This window comes from Candidatus Leptofilum sp. (genome assembly GCF_965223285.1).
GTDB lineage: Bacteria > Chloroflexota > Anaerolineae > Promineifilales > Promineifilaceae > Leptofilum.
In genome coordinates this window covers 2,209,912-2,231,847 of record NZ_OZ244997.1, presented here as the reverse complement: position 1 = coordinate 2,231,847, position 21,936 = coordinate 2,209,912, and the positions used below count along the sequence as shown (strand labels likewise).

The 21,936-nt window shown below is 52.9% G+C and carries 20 protein-coding genes; 13 read left to right on the top strand and 7 right to left on the bottom strand.

All coding sequences use genetic code 11. The features are described from left to right. Positions 1–4: 4 nt before the first annotated feature. Together ACOQPU_RS10265 and ACOQPU_RS10260 are read left to right on the top strand one after the other, a co-directional pair. The gene (locus ACOQPU_RS10265) at positions 5–3,454 is read left to right on the top strand and encodes an ATP-binding cassette domain-containing protein (protein ID WP_420645019.1); all 3,450 of its coding nucleotides are present in this window, start codon (positions 5–7) and stop codon (positions 3,452–3,454) included. A 58-nt stretch (positions 3,455–3,512) separates the two neighbouring features. Continuing rightward, positions 3,513–4,937, top strand: a complete 1,425-nt coding sequence (locus ACOQPU_RS10260; protein ID WP_420645018.1) for a serine/threonine protein kinase — start codon at positions 3,513–3,515, stop codon at positions 4,935–4,937. On the opposite strand, the gene ACOQPU_RS10255 is transcribed toward ACOQPU_RS10260, so the two are convergent. Beyond that, complete coding sequence (locus ACOQPU_RS10255; protein ID WP_420645017.1) at positions 4,930–5,952, bottom strand: helix-turn-helix domain-containing protein; 1,023 nt, start codon at positions 5,950–5,952, stop codon at positions 4,930–4,932. The two genes, ACOQPU_RS10260 and ACOQPU_RS10255, sit on opposite strands and share 8 nt — an antisense overlap. Positions 5,953–6,011: 59 nt before the next feature. Beyond that, positions 6,012–6,938 (bottom strand): aldo/keto reductase, encoded by a 927-nt coding sequence (locus tag ACOQPU_RS10250; RefSeq protein ID WP_420645016.1) that lies wholly within the window; start codon positions 6,936–6,938, stop codon positions 6,012–6,014. A gap of 242 nt (positions 6,939–7,180) precedes the next feature. Here ACOQPU_RS10250 and ACOQPU_RS10245 point away from each other — a divergent pair, with 242 nt between their 5' ends. From ACOQPU_RS10245 to ACOQPU_RS10195, 11 genes are all read left to right on the top strand, one after another. Continuing rightward, a complete protein-coding gene (locus ACOQPU_RS10245) occupies positions 7,181–7,723 on the top strand; it encodes a GNAT family N-acetyltransferase (protein ID WP_420645015.1) in 543 nt (180 codons plus the stop codon). Between the two features lie 114 nt (positions 7,724–7,837). After that, positions 7,838–8,770: a DMT family transporter gene (locus tag ACOQPU_RS10240; RefSeq protein WP_420645014.1), complete on the top strand. Its 933-nt coding sequence runs from the start codon at positions 7,838–7,840 to the stop codon at positions 8,768–8,770. Between the two features lie 2 nt (positions 8,771–8,772). After that, positions 8,773–9,726, top strand: coding sequence for a PIG-L deacetylase family protein (locus ACOQPU_RS10235; protein ID WP_420645013.1), 954 nt, complete (start codon positions 8,773–8,775; stop codon positions 9,724–9,726). 107 nt (positions 9,727–9,833) lie between these two features. After that, positions 9,834–10,694 carry a hypothetical protein gene (locus ACOQPU_RS10230; RefSeq protein ID WP_420645012.1) on the top strand — a complete coding sequence of 287 codons (861 nt, stop codon included), beginning with the start codon at positions 9,834–9,836 and terminating at the stop codon, positions 10,692–10,694. 5 nt (positions 10,695–10,699) lie between these two features. Beyond that, positions 10,700–11,776, top strand: a complete 1,077-nt coding sequence (locus tag ACOQPU_RS10225) for a S66 family peptidase (protein WP_420645011.1) — start codon at positions 10,700–10,702, stop codon at positions 11,774–11,776. Beyond that, positions 11,766–12,239 carry a GNAT family N-acetyltransferase gene (locus ACOQPU_RS10220; RefSeq protein WP_420645010.1) on the top strand — a complete coding sequence of 158 codons (474 nt, stop codon included), beginning with the start codon at positions 11,766–11,768 and terminating at the stop codon, positions 12,237–12,239. Before ACOQPU_RS10225 ends, ACOQPU_RS10220 begins: the two co-directional genes overlap by 11 nt. A gap of 19 nt (positions 12,240–12,258) precedes the next feature. Then, positions 12,259–12,780: a dihydrofolate reductase family protein gene (locus ACOQPU_RS10215; protein ID WP_420645009.1), complete on the top strand. Its 522-nt coding sequence runs from the start codon at positions 12,259–12,261 to the stop codon at positions 12,778–12,780. 106 nt (positions 12,781–12,886) lie between these two features. Beyond that, positions 12,887–13,654, top strand: a complete 768-nt coding sequence (locus ACOQPU_RS10210) for a DUF6585 family protein (RefSeq protein WP_420645008.1) — start codon at positions 12,887–12,889, stop codon at positions 13,652–13,654. A 79-nt stretch (positions 13,655–13,733) separates the two neighbouring features. Beyond that, positions 13,734–15,146 (top strand): FAD-binding oxidoreductase, encoded by a 1,413-nt coding sequence (locus ACOQPU_RS10205; protein WP_420645007.1) that lies wholly within the window; start codon positions 13,734–13,736, stop codon positions 15,144–15,146. 234 nt (positions 15,147–15,380) lie between these two features. Continuing rightward, complete coding sequence (locus ACOQPU_RS10200; RefSeq protein WP_420645006.1) at positions 15,381–17,615, top strand: GAF domain-containing protein; 2,235 nt, start codon at positions 15,381–15,383, stop codon at positions 17,613–17,615. Continuing rightward, positions 17,612–18,250 (top strand): response regulator, encoded by a 639-nt coding sequence (locus ACOQPU_RS10195; RefSeq protein ID WP_420645005.1) that lies wholly within the window; start codon positions 17,612–17,614, stop codon positions 18,248–18,250. The genes ACOQPU_RS10200 and ACOQPU_RS10195 overlap by 4 nt, the downstream gene beginning before the upstream one ends. 77 nt (positions 18,251–18,327) lie before the next feature. Here ACOQPU_RS10195 and ACOQPU_RS10190 read toward each other — a convergent pair whose 3' ends face one another. The 5 genes from ACOQPU_RS10190 to ACOQPU_RS10170 form a co-directional block, all read right to left on the bottom strand. After that, positions 18,328–18,906, bottom strand: a complete 579-nt coding sequence (locus ACOQPU_RS10190; RefSeq protein WP_420645004.1) for a GNAT family N-acetyltransferase — start codon at positions 18,904–18,906, stop codon at positions 18,328–18,330. Positions 18,907–19,008: 102 nt separating this feature from the next. Further along, on the bottom strand, positions 19,009–19,140 hold the full coding sequence (locus ACOQPU_RS10185; protein WP_420645003.1) for a hypothetical protein: 132 nt from the start codon (positions 19,138–19,140) through the stop codon (positions 19,009–19,011). Positions 19,141–19,314: 174 nt separating this feature from the next. Continuing rightward, positions 19,315–20,247, bottom strand: coding sequence for a phytanoyl-CoA dioxygenase family protein (locus tag ACOQPU_RS10180; RefSeq protein ID WP_420645002.1), 933 nt, complete (start codon positions 20,245–20,247; stop codon positions 19,315–19,317). A gap of 59 nt (positions 20,248–20,306) precedes the next feature. Further along, a complete protein-coding gene (locus ACOQPU_RS10175; protein WP_420645001.1) occupies positions 20,307–21,119 on the bottom strand; it encodes a phytanoyl-CoA dioxygenase family protein in 813 nt (270 codons plus the stop codon). Continuing rightward, positions 21,116–21,904 (bottom strand): creatininase family protein, encoded by a 789-nt coding sequence (locus tag ACOQPU_RS10170; RefSeq protein ID WP_420645000.1) that lies wholly within the window; start codon positions 21,902–21,904, stop codon positions 21,116–21,118. Before ACOQPU_RS10170 ends, ACOQPU_RS10175 begins: the two co-directional genes overlap by 4 nt. Positions 21,905–21,936: the final 32 nt, after the last annotated feature.

The following is a 21,936-nucleotide window of genomic DNA, read 5'->3' as shown; positions in this document are numbered from 1 at the left end:
CGACATGAACAACCAGCTATCCCCCAATCGCACCGCCCTCGTCATCGGCTCTGGTGGGCTGAAATGCGCCGCTGCGTTAGGGGTGTGGCAGGTGCTGCGCGAGGCGGGCATCCCCATTGACCTAACGGTGGGGTGCAGCGGCGGCAGCCTGTATGCCACGGCCATCGCTCTGGGCTACAGCCAGGAGGAAGCGGCGACCTTAACACAGCAGTTGTGGACGGCCGAATTGGCCCAACAGCGTCATTTCCCCTCGATCCGACGGGCACTGCTGCCCCGGCTGCTCGGCTTTCGGGCTGAACGGTTTGGCCTCATCGACGATCGGTTGATTCTGCAACAGCTAGAAAATGTGCTGGGCGATACAACTTTTGCCGAGACGGAACTACCGCTTTTCCTGGCAGCAACTGATTTGCACAGCGGCGAACCGGTGACGATTAGCAGCGGGCGGCTGGTGGACGGCATTCGGGCCAGCATTGGCATTCCCATTGTGTTTGCCCCGTGGGAAGTGAATGCTCGCTCCCTCATCGACGGCGGGGCGACTAATCCACTGCCAGTGGATGTGGCCGTGCGCGAAGGGGCCAATTTGATTGTGGCGGTGGGGTTTGAGAATCCGTTTGATACGGCCGTTACCGCCATCGGCCAATACGCAGCGCGGATGGCCCGCATTCAGATCAACAATTTGCGGAAGGCCAACTTTGCCTTCCACCACGCGGCACACCACGCCGAAATTTTGCCGGTGACGGTGCAGTTCGCAGAAGACGTTGGCCTGACTGACACAGATAAAATCCCGCAGATTATCGCCGCAGGTGCCAAGGCGGCGCGGGCGCAGTTACCCGATTTTATATGGCAAGGCGGTTTGCCAAAAACAGAAGCAGCCGCCCACCATGGAGAAAAAAAGATGCACACAGTAACAGTTCAACCAGAAGAAGATAGCCAGAGGAGCCAAAAACTAGGTACGGCCACGGCCGTTTCCCTCACCATTCACCAACTAGGGCAGGCAGAAAAAACGGCCGTGCTCAACAGCGATGATTTCCTGGTGGGCCGCAGCCCCGACGCTGATCTGGCCTTAACCAATTTGTCCTTCGTGTCCGGGCAGCATTTTGCCTTGCGACGCGTGCCCCAAGGGTACGTGGTGGTTGATTTGACTAGCACCAACGGCACCCGGCTCAACAATCGCGGCCTCAGCCCCAACGTCCCCACGCCCATCCACGATGGCGACATCCTGCGCATTGGCGAGGAGCGCTTTGGTAAATCGGTCGGCTTCACCTTCCACAATCCCAACGAAGCCCATGCGCCGCTGGATGGTTTTGGTGTTGGCATCACCAGCACCCAACTGCTGCAAGTGGAGCGGCTCACCATTGGCCGCGCCCCAGAATGCGACATCGTGCTGGAGTCACCCACCATTGCCCGTGTACACGCCTACGTGGAGCGGTTTGGCGAGGGGCGTCATTCGCTGCGCGCCGCCGCTGGCGTCGAGGCCATCTGGGTCAACGATGCACCTACCCGACAAGCGCGGCTGCAAGCCGGGGACGTGGTGCAAATTGGCCCGCATCTCTTCACTTTCGATGGTGAAGCACTCACTCAGTTCGACAGCCAGGGATTCCGGCTGGATGTGGTGGGGGTACATAAGGATGTCAAAACCAAAAACGGCCCGCTGCGTATTTTGGATGATGTTAGCCTGACCGTTATGCCACGCGAGTTTGTGGCGTTGGTGGGCGGCAGCGGTGCGGGCAAAAGCACGCTGCTAGACGCGCTAAATGGGTTTCGTCCGGCGGAGGGGCAGGTTTTAGTAAACGGCCGTGATCTCTATACCAATTACGACAGCTTCCGCAACCAAATCGGCTACGTGCCCCAATACGATATTTTGCCCACCACGTTGAAGGTAGAAGACGCGCTGCGCTTTGCTGCCAAACTTCGCTTACCAGCAGACATCTCCGCTGACGAGCGGGACGAACGCATCGCCCAGGCGTTGCAAACGGTGGAAATGAACAGCGAGCGCATTCGGCGCACCCGCATCGACAAGCTCAGCGGCGGTCAGCGCAAGCGGGTCAGCATCGCCGCTGAACTCATTGCCGATCCCAAGCTGTTCTTCCTCGATGAGCCTAGCTCCGGGCTTGATCCGGGTTTGGAAAAGAAGCTGATGTACACTCTACGCCGCATGGCAGACGAAGGGCGCACCATCGTGCTGATTACCCACGCCACGGCCAATATTGTGCAGGTGGACCACGTCGGATTGCTGTCGCAGGGGCAGCTGGTTTATTTTGGTCCTCCTGAGGCGGCGCAGAAATTCTTCCTGGTAGACGATTTTGCCGACATTTACGAAAAGATTGAGCACAATGGCAGCACCTGGCGGCAAATGTTTACACAAGACAAGCCAGAAGCGTTTCAGGAATACGTGATAGGGCGGCAGCAAACGCAGCCTGCCCAGCCAGCCGGCCAAGCGCGCCAAAAGCGATTTGCGCCAGGGTTGGCACTGCGCCAACTGCTAACGCTGTCGCAGCGCATGTTCCGCCTGACGCTGAGCGACCCGATTGCCTTTTTTGTGGCCCTGCTGGTGATGCCGCTGGTTGGCATTTTGCAAGGCTCCGCCTCGGAAACGTTTGAATTTGTGGGCGACCCGGCCATCCTGAATAATGCGGCGCAGGCGGCGGAAACGCTCAGTAGCAACTACCTGCCCGCCGTCAGTGCCCAGATTTTTGGCTTTGGCATGAGCATTCTGGCGTTTCTTGTGGGCGCATTTGGCGGCTCGCAGGAGCTGTTGAAGGAGCGTTCTGTTTATCTGCGGGAGCGAATGGTTAATTTGCGGCTGCTGCCGTACCTGGGCAGCAAGTTGCTGGTGTTTGGCCTGTTTGCCCTGGCGCAGGTGGCGCTCTACCTGCTGATTTTGTCGTTGCAGGTGGAACTGCCGGGGAATGGCGTGCTGCTCAAAGGGTTTTTGGAGCTGCTGGTCACGCTGTGGCTAACGGTGATGGTGGGGGTGGCGACGGGGCTGTTTATTTCGGCCGTTTCGCGTGATTCAACAACGGCCGTTTACCTAGTCCTTGTCGTCGTCTTTTTCCAATACATCTTTGGCGGTGCCATTCATAACCTGCGCGACAAGCCGATTGAGTTCCAAAGCTACATTGCCGCCACCCGCTGGGCAACGTTGGCAATGGGCACCACGGTGGACATTCTGGCGCAGGCAGAGGCGACGATTGTGTGCGGCAATGAGTTTGCGCTGGACACAAGCAACGCGACCCTCGACCCGGCGACAGGCTCGCTGAACCCGAACTCATTGGCACTGGTGGAGACGGACACGCCCGCCTGCACCAATCGGGCCGTTCCGGCAGATGACCTGTTCTTGCCCTACGGTGACTCAGAGACGGATTTGCTGCGCTTTTGGGGATATCAGGTGGTGCTGGGTGCGCTGTTTGCCCTGGGTGCGCTGCTGTTTGTGAAGCGGCTGGACCGTGTTTAGGGAGATCAGAGTTTTCTATGCTTTTCAATCTCCAATCTCCAATCTCAAGGATTTTGCAATGGACCTAACAGGCCGACAACTTGGAAAATACAAATTGCTAGATCGGGTAGGCCAAGGGGGCATGGCGTATGTATACAAAGCGCGCCAGCCGACAATTGAGCGCAATGTGGCAGTGAAGGTGCTGCACAGCCATCTGGCCGAGGATACGCAATTTCTGGAACGCTTCAAGCGTGAAGCGCAGGGGTTGGGCAACCTGCGTCACCCACACATCGTTAGCGTCATTGATTTTGACGTAGACGATGGCTGGTATTACATGGTGATGGATTTCATCGAAGGGAAGACACTGGAAACGGTGCTGGATGAGCGTGGCACGCTGCCGGTGGACGAGGCACTGCGGCTGACGACACAGCTGGCGGGGGCGTTGGCGTACGCGCATGAAAACGGCCGTATCCACCGCGACATCAAACCGGGCAATGTGATATTTGCTGACGAGGCGCAGCAGCATCCGGTGATCACCGATTTTGGCCTGACGCGCCTGTTGGACAATGCCACCATCACCATCAGCGGCACGATTGCGGGCACACCTGCTTACATGAGCCCAGAGGCGGCACAGGGGCAAAAGGTGGACGCCCGCAGTGACATCTACAGCCTGGGGGTGATGCTGTATGAGATGGTGACGGGCAGACGGCCGTACCTGGGTGAAACGCCGCTCTCCGTGATTATGAAGCTGGTGGTTGAGCCGCTGCCGCCTGCACTCTCTGTCAATCCAGAGCTGCCGCCGGTGGTGGATGAGATTTTGAGCAAGGCAATGGCCAAATTGCCGGAAGATCGGTATCAATCGGCGGCGGGAATGTTGACGGCTTTGCAATCGGTAAGCATTGAACCGGATACGACACAGATTTTGGATGAGCAGACGGCCGTTTTGCCACAAACCCCGACCGTGCCAAGTGATGCTGTTAAATCAAAACGGCCGTTGCTGCCCTGGCTGCCGGGTGGGGGCATACTGCTAGTGATTTTGGCGGTGGGCTTGGTGCTGTGGCTTGGCAATAGGGAAGATGGGGTGGCGGATACACCTGCACTGAGCGAAATCGAAGTGGCCGTTCCCACAGCCGAGGTAGTTGAAGACGCCATTCCCGTCGGGACGGTGCGCTTTGCCGAGCCAGACGGCAACAACCTGCGCCGTTACACGCTGTCGCTGGACGAGGTACCTGAGCCGCCAGATGGTTTACATTACGAACTGTGGTTTGACTTTGTCGACCAGCCCGACCCGGAAAATGTGGCGGAAGTGGTAGTGGGAAACGGCCGTATTACCTACGCCGATGTGCTGGTTGATAATTTGGCCATTAACGTAACTGGCGTGCGCATCAGCCTGGAACCGGATGTGGCTGATGATCCGGCTATTTCGGCAGACATTGTGTTTACAGGTACGGTAACGGCAGAAACTGGATTGGCAGAGGTTGAGATGTTTTTGGTTGTCAGGTAGCTTTCTGTGGGGAAAGTCTATTCGCACGAACAACTTCGGGGGTTTGTCCTGTCCAGGCACGGAACGCTCGAAAAAATGAATTAGGTTCTTCATACCCCAACAAAAAGGATATTTCCGCACTGCTGTAATCAGTTGCGGAAAGATAATGACGGGCCAACTCTTCTCTCAGTTCATCCAGCACCTTCTGAAATGTTGTTCCTTCTTCTCTCAGTCGGCGTTGTAGGGTTCGGTTGCTAATGGCTAATTTTGAGGCAACATATGCCACAGAGTAGTGACCACTGGCTAACATTTCGAGCAGGCACGCCCGCACTCGCTCGCGGAATGAGGCATCTTGTGCCAGATCTTTCATTCGTTTGTCAAATGCTGGCTTCAAGATAGCCCACATGGCGTGATTTACAGTCAGAAATGGCTTTTGCGCATCCACAGCAGAGAATACCACTCTGTTGACCGCGTCACGTCTGATGGGCGTTTTCAAAAACATCTCGTAAATATTCAACTCAGACAAATCACAGTTACTGTGCACAGATGCGGGAACAATATGTTCACGGGTAGCCATCCGAGCCAGCTCAACCCAAAACACGAGTTCAAAAGTGACAAAGAGCGAAGGTAGAGAATCGTTTGGTGGCAATTCGGCAAAGGTCAAGATTGTATGCTGATCAGTTTGCTCAACGGTCATGCGCACTGGGGCAACAACGGATTTGTAATGAGCCGTGCGTTTAAGAGCCATATTCAAGTTGCTGCTGCTTAAGAAGGCGATGATAGCTGGAGCGATAGGATGAGCGCAAAAATTTTTGGCCAATTGCAAAGCCAGGGCTGGCTCATGTTTGGATGCCTGAGCCAGCCCGTGCCAGAAGCGAAAATATTCATCAGCCGTTACGGCAGGTGTTTTGCGAATTAGCAAATCCAAAGGCAGTTGAGCGTACCGCAGCACATCTTGAACGGAAACATTCAGGTCTTTCAATGTTGCCTGCCAGCCTTTTTCCATATTATATTTTTGGCTGTGAAATTCAGTCATTTTGCTCCTAATAAAATACTGCTTTGACTTTTGCAACAAGCTGGCGTGCCTTCGTTCGATCAAACCTCTTTTGTTGGATCGCCTGAACTCCAGGCTACGCCTTCGCCTCTGTCCATCTGGGCGATGGCTTCCATATCCTGTTCATCTATTTCGAAGCCAAATAATTCGATATTCTGCCGTATTCTATCTGCATTGGCACTTTTGGGCAGGACGGCATAGCCTTTCTGAACGCCCCAGCGGAGGAGGAGTTGCGCTTCTGAAACGCCGTATTTCTGAGCCATTACCTTGAATGGTGAATTTGAGTCAACGCCATCAGCCTTCATCTGCTCTGTTTTGGCACTATCTTGACCGGCGACAGTTCGCCAACTGGAAAGCGGTACGAGACTGCTATAGGCAATGATAGCAATATCATTTTGGGTAAGGTAAGAGACTAATTCTGGTTTTTGTGACCACGGGTGAAGCTCAATTTGGTTGGCGTCGGGTAATGGGAGTCCGGCGGCCTTGATTTCTTCGATATGTGCCTCATTGAAATTGCTCACGCCAATGGCTCGCACCTTACCTTGCCGCTGAAGCTCTATCAGAGCTTTCCATTGGTTGAGTCGTTCTGTTTTGGCAAATGGGGCATGAATCAAGTACAGGTCAACATAATTCAGTTGGAGTCTCGCTAAACTGGCTTGCAATGACTCAATGGTCGATTCATATGTTTTCGGCGTTTGCCCCCACGCTTCATTACCGGGATAAAGCTTTGTGGTGACAAATATCTCTTCTCGCGAAATTCCCAACTCTGCTAAAGCTGCTTTGATGCCTAAGCCCACGCCTTTTTCGTTGCCATAGCCTTCGGCCGTATCGACATGCCGGTAACCGGCACGGATGGCCTGGTGTACCAGGGATTGCGCATCTTCATCTTGAATAAGGTAGGTGCCGAATCCAACCATCGGCATTTGAATGTTATTTGCTAGATCAATATTTTTTTGCTGGGTTTGCATTGTTTCTCCTTAAATTGCTCCTGTAAAGTTTACTTGGACCATCACAATATAAACCCATGAGGCAGATTTCCCTCTATCATATCATGCCAAACCTACATCTAATCGTGCCAATGTTTTTTTGATCTGCATAAATAGGCGTTGGATGCTGCCCAAGGCAACCCCCAACCCCTAACTTTTGATAGCCGACACGCCGCTGTCCTCTGTTTAAGATGTTATTGATTTTGAACGTGGAGGACAATCTGATGACCTTTTTTGGTATGAACCCGACGGTAGTACGCAGCCTGGTGCCGGAAACAAGCCTAGCGTATGGGCTGCGTGATATTGTGATTCGACCCGGCACAATCGAAGATGTCGATTTGATCATGGCGATGCACGAACGGCTTTCAGATGCGTCGCTACATAAACGGTATCATCGCCCGTGGCGACCCAGCCGAGACAATATGGCTTGGGTGTGTAAATTGCATGGTGAAAACGGCCGTCTCCTCGTGGCAGAACTTCCAGGCAGCAATCCACAAATCGTGGGGATGGCTTACTACGTTGCGGCTGATGCCCAAACGGCCGAAGCCGCCTTTTTGGTAGAAGATCGTTTTCAGGGACAAGGGCTTGGTAAGCAACTGGTGCAGGCATTGGTGCGACAAGCGGTAGCGCAGGGCATTTGCTTCTTTGATGCGTACGTGCTGACCTCGAACCGATCCATGCTCCATTTGTTGCAGCGAACCGGCAAACTTGTTTATCAAAAGCTGGATATGGGCACCTACGAAATGCGAGTGCGGCTGGCTGCCTAACTATTGTTAGGGGTGTCAGCCTACCAAGGTTACGTCATCCATCACACTTCTGCTGGCTGTGAAAACAGCCGATCTCGCCTAAGCTATCAACCATATATAGTTGAGGTTAAACCAATGAAGCTCAAACCATCGCTTTGGATTATTTTGCTATCTCTGTTGTGGGCACCGGCCTTTCTGTTAATGAAAATTGCGGTTCACGAAATTCCCCCGTTTACATTGGCGGCCGTTCGGGTACTGCTGGCGGCACTCTTATTAACGGCCGTTCTTTGGCAGCAGAAGCTCCGTTTTCCTCGCTGGAAAGAGACATGGTGGCGGTTTGCTGGCATGGGGCTTTTTCTCAATGCGCTCCCTTACTTGTTGGTGAGCTGGGGGGAGCAGTATGTAGACAGCGGCCTAGCGTCGCTGCTTATCGGCACAGACCCGCTGTTTACCATGCTCATCGCCCACTTTTTCATCGCTGATGATCGTCTGACGCCACAAAAAGCGTTGGGGGCGGCGGTGGGATTTGCCGGACTGGGTTTGTTGGCCGTGCCGCAAATTATCGGCGGCATTTCGGCAATGTTTGGCGGCATCTTGGCCGTTACGGCGGCGGCGTTGAGCTATGGCATTGGCGGCGTTTTTGCTAAAAAGCACCAGCCGCAGACCAAGCCGATGGTGACGGCGGCGGCTCAGCTTTGGTGGGCTACCCTCTTTTTGCTACCACTCTCTTTGATATGGGAACGGCCGTTCACTTTAACCGTCCCCTCGCTGGGTGTCATGCTGGCGGTGGTGGCGTTGGTGGTGGTTTGCACTGCGCTTACCTACGTCGTCTTCATGTGGCTGATTTCTTTTACCAAGGTGACCCAGTTAGCCATGATTGCGTATCTGGTGCCGATTTTTGGCCTGATTTTAGGCATCGTGGTGCTGGGTGAGCGGCCTGATTGGACCGCTTACGCAGGTGGCGCACTGATTTTGCTGGGGGTGATGGTGGTGAACGGACGTTTCGCGCAGCGACAAACCCCATCCCAACCTGAACTTACATTACCTGAACCGACTCCTGGAGATTAACCATGAATGCAGTTGATATTTTACGAAACGGACATCAAACGGAGGTAACGGCCGTTGCGAACTTGCCAGAAGAGCAACGGATTGCCCTTAGCCAGAAGGATTTTTTAGCGAAGCAAAATCGGTTGAAACTTATGTGCATTTTGGCCCATCCTGATGACGAATCGTTGGGAACGGGCGGCATTTTGGCAAAGTATGCAGCGGAAGGCGTGCATACCAGCGTCATCACGGCCACGCGCGGCCAGCAAGGTTGGCCCGGTGACCCAGCGGCCAATCCCGGCCCGGAAGCGTTAGGGCAATTGCGGGCAGGCGAGCTGCGTGCGGCTGCCGATGTGCTAGGCGTGCAGGAGCTGATTTTGCTGGATTATATGGATGGTGAGCTGGATGAGGTGGATTGGGAAACGGCCGTTTCCCAAATCGCGCATTATATCCGCCTTCTCCAACCCCACGTCGTCGTCACTTTTGACCCCTATGGTGCTTACGGCCACCCCGACCACATCGCCATTAGCCAAATGACCATGGCCGCAATTGTTGCTGCTAGTTCTAGCAATGGGGCGCAGCCACCGCATCAGGTAGCCAAGCTGTACTACATGGCCGACACGGCCGAAATAGCGCACCTGTATGAAGATATTTTTGGCGAGCTGGTGATGACGATTGACGACGAAGAGCGGCGCATGGTTTCCTGGCCCCGGTGGGCCATCACCACGCGCATTGAAACTGCCGCCTATCTGCCCCAAATTTGGCAGGCGATCAGTTGTCACCGGTCGCAGCTGCCTGGTTACAACATGTTGGTTCAGCTGCCGCTTGAGCAGCGCCATCGTCTTTATGGGCAGCAATCTTTTTACCGTGCTTTTAGCCTGGTAAACGGTGGCCGCACAGTAGAAAATGATCTGTTTGACGGCTTACGTGAAAATGAAACGCATTTACAAGGAGCAAAAGATGGAATCGTTGGGGATTAACGTAAATTTTTTACTTGTGCAGATATTCTGCTTTGGGGGACCCGTGTTGACATTGATTATAGCTACGGTGCTATTTATGAGACGGAGCAGGCAAAATAGGTGACGTTATGATGGTAAAAACAACAAAATTACAGTCGTGGCCGCGGCTTATTCTTGGGTTTGTGGCTTTCAATGCGTTCGTTGGGGCCATGATCTTGATGTTTTTGCCCAACCAGACGGAAACGCTGTTCTTTTGGCCGATAAACCCGCCGATAAATGCGGGATTGTTTGGGGCGTTATACTTGGGTGGCGCAACGGCCGTTTCTTGGGCAACGTGGCGCAATCGGTGGGAATCGGCACGCTATTTGGTGCCCATTTTGGTGGCGGCGGGCATTCTCATCTCTTTGGTAACGCTGCTGCATCTGGACAAGTTTGCGCCGGGCATCCGCTTGGCGTATTGGCTGCTGATTTACATTGGCGCACCGCTGCTGGCGTTAGGCATTTATGCGGCGCAAGAACGGGATGGCGCAGATTGGATAGTGGTGGTGCCGGTACGGCCGTTGACTCGTCAAATCGCTACGGTTACTGGAGCGGTTGTGCTGGGATTGAGTTTTCTGCTGATTGGCTGGCCAGAAACGGCCGTGGTCCACTGGCCCTGGCCCACCAGCCCGCTGCTGGTGCGTATTTTTGCCGCCTGGTTTGGTGCATTTGGCGCGGGGCTGTTCTGGTTCCAGATAGAGCGAGATTGGCAACGACTTTGGCAAATTCCCAACCTGATGATTGCCGCTGCTGGGCTGGATTTGTTCATGGTGTTTGTCTATCGCCATGAACTTATTGGCGGCGTCACCCTATGGTTGTATTGCGGTCACCTTGTTTTGTTTGCCCTGATAGGTGGGCTGCTGCATTGGGCGCAATTTCAAACGGCCGTATCAAGGCGCACAAACCAACACAATATCGTTCGGAACCAAACAACAACACAAAAAGGATAAAAAAAATGTCAAATTTTAAGCGTCCGCGAAAATTGCAGCGCGGCGACAGAATTGCTGTTGTGTCGCCATCGTGGGGAGGGCCAAACGTTTTTCCAGCCATTTATGAAACTGGGCTGGAAAAAATGCGCGCTCAGTTGCATCTTGAGCCTGTAGAGTTTCCCACAGCCCGAATGGCTCCGGACCGACTCGCGCAAAATCCCAAACTGCGTGCCGATGATATCAATGCCGCTTTTGCAGACGAGTCAATTGCCGGAATTTTCGTTTCGATTGGTGGGGATGATTCAGCGCGAATTTTGCCGTATTTAAACACCGAGCTCATTCTTGCCAATCCGAAGCTGCTGCTGGGGTATTCAGACACGACAACGCTTCTGTCGTATCTGTCTTCTCAGGGTCTGGTAACGTTTCATGGGCCGACAATTATGGCAGGAATTGCCCAAATTGAATCGTTTGGGGATCAGTATAAGGCGCATCTTGTCAGGCTGCTGTTTAGCAGCGGCCAAACGTATGAGTACGCGCCGTACCAGGCGTACGCTGAAGGCTATCCAGACTGGGCCATTCCCGAAAATCTCGGCAAGGTGAACGTCTTAACCCAAAACTCAGGATGGGATTGGTTACAAAAGGGCGAGGATAAACAAGGTTATTTTTGGGGTGGTTGTATCGAAGTCTTGGAATTCCTCAAAGGAACCGATTTCTGGCCCGCTCGATCCTTCTTTGATGACAAGTTTTTGCTGCTTGAAACCTCAGAAGAGGTGCCGACGCCAGACCAGGTTATGAGGATACTTCGCAATTACGGTTTGCAAACGATTCTGGACAGAATTCAAGGGTTGGTTATTGGGCGACCACGTGGCTACTCAGAGGAGCAAAAGCTGGCGCTTCGCCAAGTAGTGAAGCAGATTGTTGTTGATGAGTACGGCCGTTCAGATATACCAATCATCCTCAATTTCGATATTGGGCATACCGATCCACAGTTTATTGTTCCCTTCGGCGTCAAAGCATTGATTTCTTCTGCTAACGCGCGGGTAGCTTTAGTTGAACCGATATTCAGGAAGAATGAGCCGGAGGGCAATTCTAATGCATTCTAATGTCTCAGAAAATGATGAATCAAGCGTCACTTTGCGGCCAGTTGGTGCCAATAACTGGCGTGACATAGCAAAATTGAAAGTTGCTGAAACCCAACAGGATTTTGTTGCTGACCCAAGTCACTATCTGGCTCTTTGTTGTTTTGGAAAACTCTGGCAGCCGTTGGCTATTTGTTTGGGGGAGCAAGTCATTGGCTTTATGATGTGGGCAGTAGACCCGGCTGATGGTAGTTGCTGGCTTGGCGGAATTTTGATTGACCAAGGTTGGCAGAGGCGTGGCTATGGCAGACAAGCAGTGCAGGCAGCCATAATAATGCTTAAGGAGAAATATGCTTACCTAAACTTTGCACTTTCCTATGACCCAACAAATCTCGCGGCAAAACATCTTTACAACAAACTTGGCTTTGTAGAAATGGATGAGTGGGAGGACGATGAGATTGTTGCTCGCTTGTCCCTTGCAAAATGAATGATTGATAGGAGGCACTATGAGTGAACTTATTTACTACGTAGCAACTAGCTTAGACGGCTTTATTGCCCACAAGGACGGCTCTTTTGACGGATTTGAGTGGGACGATGAGGTTGTGTCAGATTTTTTTGAGGACCTTAAGAAATTTGGAACCGTGCTAATGGGTCGCAAGACGTATGAAGTAGGCCTGAAGGAAGGAAAAACCAGCCCCTATCCGACGATGCGACAAATCCTCTTTTCTCGCACAATGCAGAAAAGCCCTGACGAAGCAGTTGAATTGGTGCAAAATGGGATCGTGCCGTTTGTCGAAAAATTAAAGGCGGAATCAGAGCGTGCAATTTGGCTTTGTGGTGGTTCTGTTGTTGCCTCAACGCTTATGCGGGCGGGGTTGATTGATGAGATTATTGTCAAACTCAATCCTGTTGTCTTTGGCTCCGGCATCCCACTGTTTTCTACGCTTGATGCGCATTCAACTCTTAAACTGAACGAAACCAAACAGTACGCATGTGGAATCGTTTTTCTTACCTATCGTGTTGTTTAAGATGTTACCTATCGAAGGTTAGGGGGATTTGCCCGCGAAGGACAGGTGTAACGGCCGTTCACTTTCCATATTCTATCTATAGAATCTAATTTTTTGGGAGTGAACGATGACAACAACTATTCAACCAACGTTACAAACAACTGAATTGGGCCCATTTATTGCCCAATATGGTGCCACCAAAATCCGCAGCAAAGGTAATTTGTGGAGCGGTGTCGTCTTTATAATTTTCGGCGTGATTGGGCTTATTGTGGGGCTAATTGCGGCCGTTTCGGAAACTGGCACTTCTGTCGTAGGTTTCTGCGGCGGTGTGGGCTTGTTGAGCTTAATCGGCGGTGCTTGGGCAGTGCACACCCATCGCCAGGAAAAGGATATGGCAGTGCAGGTGTATCAAGACGGCATTCTGTTTACCAAGAACGGCCGTACCATCGCTATGCGCTGGGACGAGGTTCAAAATCTAGATGTTATTGTCGTTTATAATCGGCAAATACGGTCCTCTTTTTACAACTACACGCTAAAAGACACCGCTGGTCAGACGATGCGCTTGAACCTGACGCCAGGCAATCTGGAAAATTCCGACCAGCTAGCCCAGACAATTCAGCACGAGGTCACACGCCGTCAGTTGGCTCAGGCGTTTACCAAGCTGAACGCAGGGCTGACTGTTGACTTTGGCCCCCTGAGCGTCACCAAAGACGGGATTCAGAACGGCCGTAACCATCTGCCCTGGTCTGAATTCAAAGAAGCCCGCCTGACTTACAAAGGGTATTTCCGGATTTGGCCAAAATTTGGTAGCAAAAGCTGGGCAAAAATTGAGATGCAAAAAATACCCAATCTGTTTACCTTCTTGGCACTGGCCAACCAGCTAGGCGAGCTGTAGATAATCCAGCAACAGGAGTGATTGATGAAACTATTTCGATCCAAGATTAGCAGGCAATCTTGCCTGACAAGGAGCTTTAATGTCTATTTCCTTAATTCAAGAACAAACGAAAGAGCTGGCGCAGCTAGCGGCAAAGGTAAACGGCCGTATCATCCAGCCCGGCGACGCAGCATATGACGACGCCCGTGCCGTCTGGAACGGCATGATTGACCGCCAACCTGCCGGCATTGTGCAGGCGGTCAACGTCAATGACGTAGCGGCCGTGGTGAACTTTGCCCGCGAAAACGATTTGCTGCTTTCTGTGCGCGGCGGTGGTCACCAGGTGGCTGGGCACGCCGTTAACGACGGCGGCATCGTGCTGGATTTGTCCCAGATGCGGCAGGTGGTGGTGGATACCGACGCCAAAATTGCCCACGCAGCAGGTGGCGCACTCATAGCCGATATTGACCAGGCGACGCAACCATACGGCCTGGCAGCGGTCATGGGCGTGATGAGTGAAACCGGGGTGGCTGGTTTAACCTTGGGCGGTGGCTTTGGCCATCTACGCAACAAATTTGGCTTAAGCTGTGACAATTTAATCGAAGTGGAGATGGTGTTGGCAGACGGCCGTATCGTCATTGCCAACGCACAAGAAAATAGCGACCTGTTTTGGGGCATTCGTGGTGGTGGCGGCAACTTTGGCGTGGTCACCCGCTTTAGCTACCAACTGCATGAGATTGGCACAGAGCTGTACACTATGGCCGTTTTTCATGACGGCCGTCGTGCCGAGGAAGCGGTACGTATCTTCCGCGATTATTGCCTAAACGCACCCGATGAAATCAGCGTTTTGCTGGCAATGGGCATCTTTCCCCCCATTGATCATTTTCCGGCGGAGCTACATGGTGAACCGTTTGTACTCATTTTAGGTGCATACGTAGGCGATGTAGCTGAAGGGGGGCAGGTGACAGCACCTTTACGCACCTTCCAGGAACCACTGCTGGACTTTAGCGGCGTGATGCCTTACCTGGACCTGCAAACTTTCTTCGATGAAGATTATCCGGCAGGCGAACTGCGCTACTATTGGAAATCGTTGAATATTACCGACCTGAGCGATGACGCGATTCGCATTTTGGTGCAGCACGCCAGCCAGCAGCCGTCCATCTTGAGCACCACAGATATTTGGCACATTGGTGGCGCGGTGCAGCGCGTGGCAGATGACGCGACCGCTTTTCACGGTCGCCACGTCAGCTTTTTGGTGAATCCTGAAGCCAATTGGAAAAACCCGGAAGAGGATGCCATGAATATGCGCTGGGCGCAGACGATGCTGGAGGCATTACGGCCGTTTTCCGACGGCAGCCGCTACCTTAACTTTGCTGGTTTCCAGGAAGAAGGGGATGCGATGATGCAGGACGCCTTTGCCGATAAGTACCAACGTTTGGCCGAGCTAAAAGCCAAATACGATCCAACCAATCTGTTCAGCTTGAACCAAAATATCAAGCCTGCGCAGCTATGATCAATCTGTCGGGGGAGGTTCACAACCCCCCGACAAATATGAGGACAAGGAAATCATTCAGGTTTTGGTTCATGGGTCCAGTTTTCAGGTGATTAGTTGGTCTGCATTGTTAAATCGGTGTAAGCTGGTACTTTGATCTGCAAATGAGTACGATCTTTCAATAAGCATTATCTGACAGCCTTAAACGAACTTTTTGCAAGATGCTCAGGAGTTCTTCCAAACTGCACGAATGGTATGACCCAACAAGAAACGGCCGATCTGAAAAAGATATTACGCCAACAAGAAACGCTGCGAGAGATTATTGAATCGATTAGCAGTGAGCTGGAATTACGGCCGTTGCTTACCCGCATTGTGCAGCACGCCTGCGAACTGCTGGATGCCGATCGGGGCACGATTGGTTTGGTAGATGAAGAGCGCCAACTAGTACGCACTGAAGCCGTCTACCAGATGCCACCAGACGAGCTCGGCGCGGAAATGACGGCGGGCGTGGGGCTAGCGGGCAAGGTGTTGGCCAGCCAGGAACCGCTGGTATTGGGCCAGTATGGCGATTTGGACACACCCTTGCAAATTGATTTGATGCAAGATGCTGTCATCGGCCTGCCTATTTTTTGGCACGACCAGATGATTGGCTTTTTTGGCATTGGGGCCGATCCGCCGCGCCGCTTTGATGCGCAGGACATTGAGCTGCTAACACAGCTAGCCCGCCACGCAGCCATCGCCATCGAGAACGCCCGCCTGTTTGCAACCGAAAAGCGTCGGGCCGCTCGCCAACAAACGCTTACCCGCATTGGCGAAATTATTAGCAGTACGCTGGCGCTGGATGATTTGCTGCAAACGGCCGTTACCGCCATTCGCGAGCATTTGAATTTTGCCGACGCTGGATTTTTGCTGCCAGATGAAGACGACCCGGAAATGCTGGTTCTGGTTGCCCGCAGCGGCCTTTACGCCGAACTGCTGGCCGACGATTATCGCCAAAGCATCCATGAGGGCATCATCGGGGCCGCCGCCCGCAGTCGCCAGCCAGTGATCACCACCGACGCCATGAATGACCCTCGCTACAAGCGCATTCCTGGTGCCGACAATATCCAGTCGGTCATTGGCATTCCGGTGGTGGTGGCAAATCAGCTAGTGGGCGTGCTCAATGTGGAGTCAGATAGCCTCTTCGATGAGGAGGATGTGGCGGTGCTGGAAATTGTGGGGGGGCAGTTAGGCTCAGCCATTGCCACCGCTCGGCTGTTTGACCAGATGCAGCGTAATTTGGCAGAAACGCAGCTTTTGTATGAAACCAGTCGGCGCATGACGAACGCATTTGATGTAGATGATGTGATCGAGGCATATTTACAGCACGTGGCGGTGCGTGGGCGGTACGTTTGTACGGTGGCTCTGTATGAGTTTGATGAGTTTGGGGAACGAACGGCCGTTGTTGTGCGAGGTGTTTGGTCGCCAGATGAAGAGCTGCGACTGGTGCATCAAAAGTTTCGCTACTTCCGTGACGACTTAGACCCACTGCTGGACCAGGGTCAGACGGTGCTTATGTCGGACGTACACAACGATCCACGGGCAAATGCCGAACTGCGTCGTTTGCAAACTGAGACGGGGCGACCTGCGCTGGCTTTCATTCCGCTCATCGTGCGTCGTCAGCGCATTGGCGTGGTTATTCTGACATATCCGGCAATTTACCATTGGCAAGAGAGCGATCTGTGGCCTTATCAGGTAACAGCTGCCCAGCTCGCGACCGCCATTGATACCCGACGGCAGCAACTTTTGTTGGTGCAAAGCAGCCAAGAAGTGGCCGTACTGCATGAGCGCCAGCGGCTGGCTCGTGAACTGCATGATTCGGTGACCCAACTTATTTTTAGCATGACGCTGGTCGCGCAATCCATCGCGCCAGCCTGGCAGCGAGCGCCCGCCGAAGGAGAGCAGCGAGTCAACCGTGTACTGGAGCTGAGCCAGCAGGCACTAGCCGAGATGCGCGCCTTGCTATTTGAGCTGCGCTCATCCGAACCGCCGCCGCTGCCCACGGAAACAGGCGTGACGCTACCGGGTATTACTCGACTGCGGCGGGATGGCTTGGTGACGGCGTTATCCCAACATCTTGATTCGCTGGGGATTGAGGGATTGCAAATTGATTTGACGGCAGCAGATTATCAGGCGCAGCAGCTGGAAATAGAAATCGCACTGTTTCGCATAACGCAAGAGGCGTTGAACAACGTCATGAAACACGCGCAGGCCACGCAAGTAATGATTGCGATCACCATGCAGCCAACGGCCGTTCACCTGAAAATTCAGGACAATGGGGTGGGGTTTTCACAAAAGCGGGGGAATGGACGGAGCAAAGGCGGCTTGGGCTTACGCACTATGAGAGAACGGGCTGAAGCGTTGCACGGCCGTTTGCAAATTAATTCCACGGTAGGGCAGGGAACGGCCGTAGAAGCGTGGCTGCCCCTTACAAATGGAGAAACAAAATGAGCACACCCATCAAAGTTATGATTGTAGATGACCATGCCATCGTGCGCGAAGGGCTGGCCATGCTGTTGGGTGAAGAAGCCCAAATTGAACTGGTTGGTGAAGCCAGCAATGGGCTGGAAGCCGTTACGCGCGTACCCCTGTTGCAACCAGAAGTCATTTTAATGGACCTGATGATGCCAGAAATGGATGGCATTGCAGCCACGGCTAAAATCAAGGCGGCCTATCCAGAGTGTCAGGTATTGGTGCTCACCAGCTTTGCCGAAGATCAGCGCGTGCCTGCCGCTATACAGGCTGGTGCGGTTGGTTATCTTCTAAAAGATGTGCTAAAAGCAGATTTGCTGCGAGCCATTCAGGCCGCGTCACGCGGTGAGCCAACGCTGCACCCAGAAGCGCAGCGTCAGCTGATGCAGCAGATGGTTGCCCCAGCCACGCCCAACCTGCTAGATAGCCTCACCGAGCGGGAGATGGATGTGCTGCGGCTGATTGCGCGGGGCAACAGCAATAAAGAGATTGCGGCTAAACTCCATCTAACCGAAGGCACTGTAAAAGGGTATGTGTCTACAATTTTGGGTAAGCTGCAAGTGGCGGATCGCACGCAAGCTGCCCTCTACGCGGTAAAAAACGGCGTGGAATAAATTACGGTTCCCCGAATACCATAGATAGCCTCCGAGGAACTACAAAAGCGACTGATCATTCGTAAGGTAGAAAACCGCTAGGCGCGGAGCCTGTGGACCATGAGGTAAGCTGGCAGGCTGCTACGCCCAACTGGATAACGAACACTGTCTGCAATGGTAAAGTGCCAGCGTTTGTAAAATGCCAATGCCGACTGGTTTCCAGCCCACACCATCAGCCAGCAAACATCATGCTGGTTTTGAATCGCCTGAGCCAGCGCGTGCTGCATTAAGGCGGTCCCCACTCCCTGCCCAATCCACGCTTGTTTCAAGTAGAGTCGCGACAGTTCAACAGGCGCATCACCGAAATTAATATTTGTCGGGGAGCCAGGATTAAGTTTCACCATACCCACAACCTCTTGCGGCGTTTCTGCCAAGTAAAAACGGCCGTCTTGTTGGGCTAGCTCATTATTGATTTGGGTGAAGCTGAATGCTTGATGGAGATACAGATTCATGTCGGCTGAGGGGAGCGCCCCTTTGTGTGCAGCTGCTACCAAATGGTATCCCATTGTGGCAATGGTGGCTGCATCAGCCTGGGTAGCTGGTCGAATGGAAACGGCCGTTCGCTCCCGGTTCAGCCAAGTTTGATATTGCTTCTCTTTTAACGTTACATGTTGCATCAAAAAACCTCCGGTACAGAAACAGGTAAGTTACGCTTGCAGGATAAGGGCAAACGGCCGTCTCTTCTGCTACCGAAGGATAGAATTTGATGCTAACAATGGTTACCAAGTGATATCCGTTTGCTTGCTTTCGTCAGTTGAGTGAGAAGCACTGACCACCTGGTAGGAAAGATAGGTTTCGCCGTCTACCGTGAGGGTCGGCAGCGCAGCTTTCTGCATTTTGAATTTTCTCATTTGCGACTCCTGATGAGATAAGACATCATCCCATCGGCGCGGTCACGCGCCAAACGGTCATCCTGAAGCCCTATTTCAGCGTCTGAGAGCTGTTAGGCTTTGTTGCATGAAAAACAATTTCTAGCAAATTGAACAATGATTGCCCAAAGCCTTGAACGGCACGGTAAGGCAAATTCAGCAGATGCGCCGTGCCGGCTGCATGAGGGTATCATCCCAGGGTGAAAGTTTCGGTGTCGATTGTCGCCAATAATATTTCAAATTGTCCTGTTCCCAGTTAGCATAAATCTCTTCCCAGGTTAGATCGCAGTGCGGTTGCAACGACCTGGCTTCGATTGGCTCAGTAGCAGCCTGGTAGCGAGCATCTATGGAAAGGCGAATTTGATCTTTATGCTGGCAAGGCAGAGCCTTATGAACAGTGAAGCAAGGAAAAGTCAGCACGTCGCCTGCCACATAATCCCCTTCCACCCACACTTCTTCGCCTTCACACAGCTGCACAGCAATACCGCCCGCACCGGGTGCGGCCTGAATGGGTATATAGCCTTCGTGATGGGAAGCCCGCAGCACGGTCAGGCCGCCTAACGAGCGAGGGCAATCCCCCAGCGGAAACCAGCAGGTCCAGGTATCTGTGCTGCCTTGAATGAGGGGAAAATCCTGGTGCAGCGGCGTGGGTGACATGACGCGATGGCTAGTGATCATGCGGGCAATGTGGCGAGGATGCACAAAAACTTCTTGCCCAAACAGACCCTGGTAAAGGGCAATCAAATGGGGATGATGAGGCAAAGCGTGGAAGCTCTCCAGCTTTTGCACGTCATCATAGGCGGCGTGGCTGACGCCGATGTCGTTGCGCATCTGCTCATCCGGCACCTGGTTGAGCGCATTTAGATTGATGAGGCCACCTTGTGCATCCTGCCCCGCTTCTCGCCAGCCATACTTTTCGACGACAGCCAGCAGATCTTCGCGCAGGCGCAGCACCTCCTGGACTGGTAGCAGTTGCTTGAAAAAAAGATACCCTTCTTCATTTGCCCGTTGCCGTAATGCAGCAAAGTTACCGTCACGCAGCAAGAGGCTTGAGTCGATAAATTGTGTATGTTTGACCGAATTGTTCATGATCATCTCCTCTGCGGATTGAAATCGCGCAGCCAGGTAATGAACTACGCTAAAGCGCACTAATCGTGTGGATAGATGAGCGGTACGTATTTGTCGTTGTCGATGACATCGCCTTTGGTTAGCTCCTTAAAATAGGCATTGGGCAGAACGTTTTGCGTGCCGTTGAAGGTGCTGCCATCTGGCATGTAGGCGCAGGTCATGGCCCGCCGCCAGCCGGGGGTCATGTTGGCTCCGGCACCGTGGGCAATCAGGCCGTTGTGGAAGGAGCAGGAGCCAGCTTTCATTGGGGCGGCTACTGTTGGTTTGTCCGCCCAGTCTTCGTATACGGTAAACAAATCGCCGATGTTTTCGCCGATGGGCACGTTATCATAGGTGGCCGATTTGTGGGTGCCGGGCATGAAATAAAGGCAGCCATTTTCTAAGGTAGAATCGTCGAGGGCTACCCAAATACTGATGGCGTTGCGTGAATAGAATGACCAGTAGGGGTTGTCGAGGTGCCAGGCGGTAGGATTGCCCCAAGGTGGCTTGAACAAGGCTTGATCGTGCCAGATACGGATGCCATCTACACCAGCTAAATCGGCCGCCATCTTGCCTAACTCTGGATTAAACATGAGCTGGCGCATCTTGTCGTTATCCATCCAAAGATTGATGCGCTGGACAAAGATATTCTCGACAAAGGAGTTGTCATCCCTATCTTCCCAACCATCTTTTGACTCTTGTCGCACCAATTTACGGCGGCCGCGCTGGGCCACAGCCTCATCGACTGCTTCGCGCCACCGCGCTAATTCGTCGGCCGTTAAGAAATCTTCAATAACAACAAAGCCATTTTCACGATAGGATGTGATCTCAGATTGTGTTAGATTGGTTCTCATTTTCTTTTCTCCTCGTTAAATTGTTGTACTCTTTCTCTGACCAGTTCGGTCATCTTCGCCAGAATTTTTTCGCCAAATGCTTGCGAGGCGGCTGTGCGCGGGTCTTCTCCGAGAACGCCAATGGGGGCAACGTCCGTATCCTCCCCTAACTCATCCAACTTCACCAAATGCGGCTCAATGGCCATCATCACAGAGGTTTCAAACGCGGCCGCGTGGTCTCCAGCATCGCCCGTTTCTGAATACATCATGTCGGTCAGTACAAAAATTTCAGCGGTGCCTCCCTTTTCATAGTAGGTAGTCACAGCCTGGTTTAGCGGGCCAATTAAGGGATAATGGCCGGGAATGGGCACAATTAGCTTGAAGCCGAGCGTTTCAATTTGAAAAAGCATATGTACCACTAGCTCTTGCCACAGCCGCCAGCCGCCGTTGGCCTGAGAGCGGTCGGCGTCAGCTCGATAAGCCGTCTTATCTGCCTCCATCGCCGCCATAATTGCCCCGGTATGATCTTCCGTGCCTTCCGGCAGCCAGGGAGAAACGGCCGGATCAAAGACCAGTTCACAGATTTCTTGCCGGTTATCGCCCCAGTAGAGTGGCGGCATGACGAGTCCGCCAAGCTGTGCCGCTAGATGCAGGGCGATGCCGTTGGCTTTCAAGCCGTCAAGGCCAAGTGGATTGTGCAAACTGTGCCATTCTAAAATGCCCAAACCTACATAGGCGACAGGCATTGCTTGGCGGCGTTGGACGAGCTCTTTGGGGCGTAGGCGATGGTATTCAACAATCATCATTCAACTCCTCTGAAAAATAATTTAACGCAAAG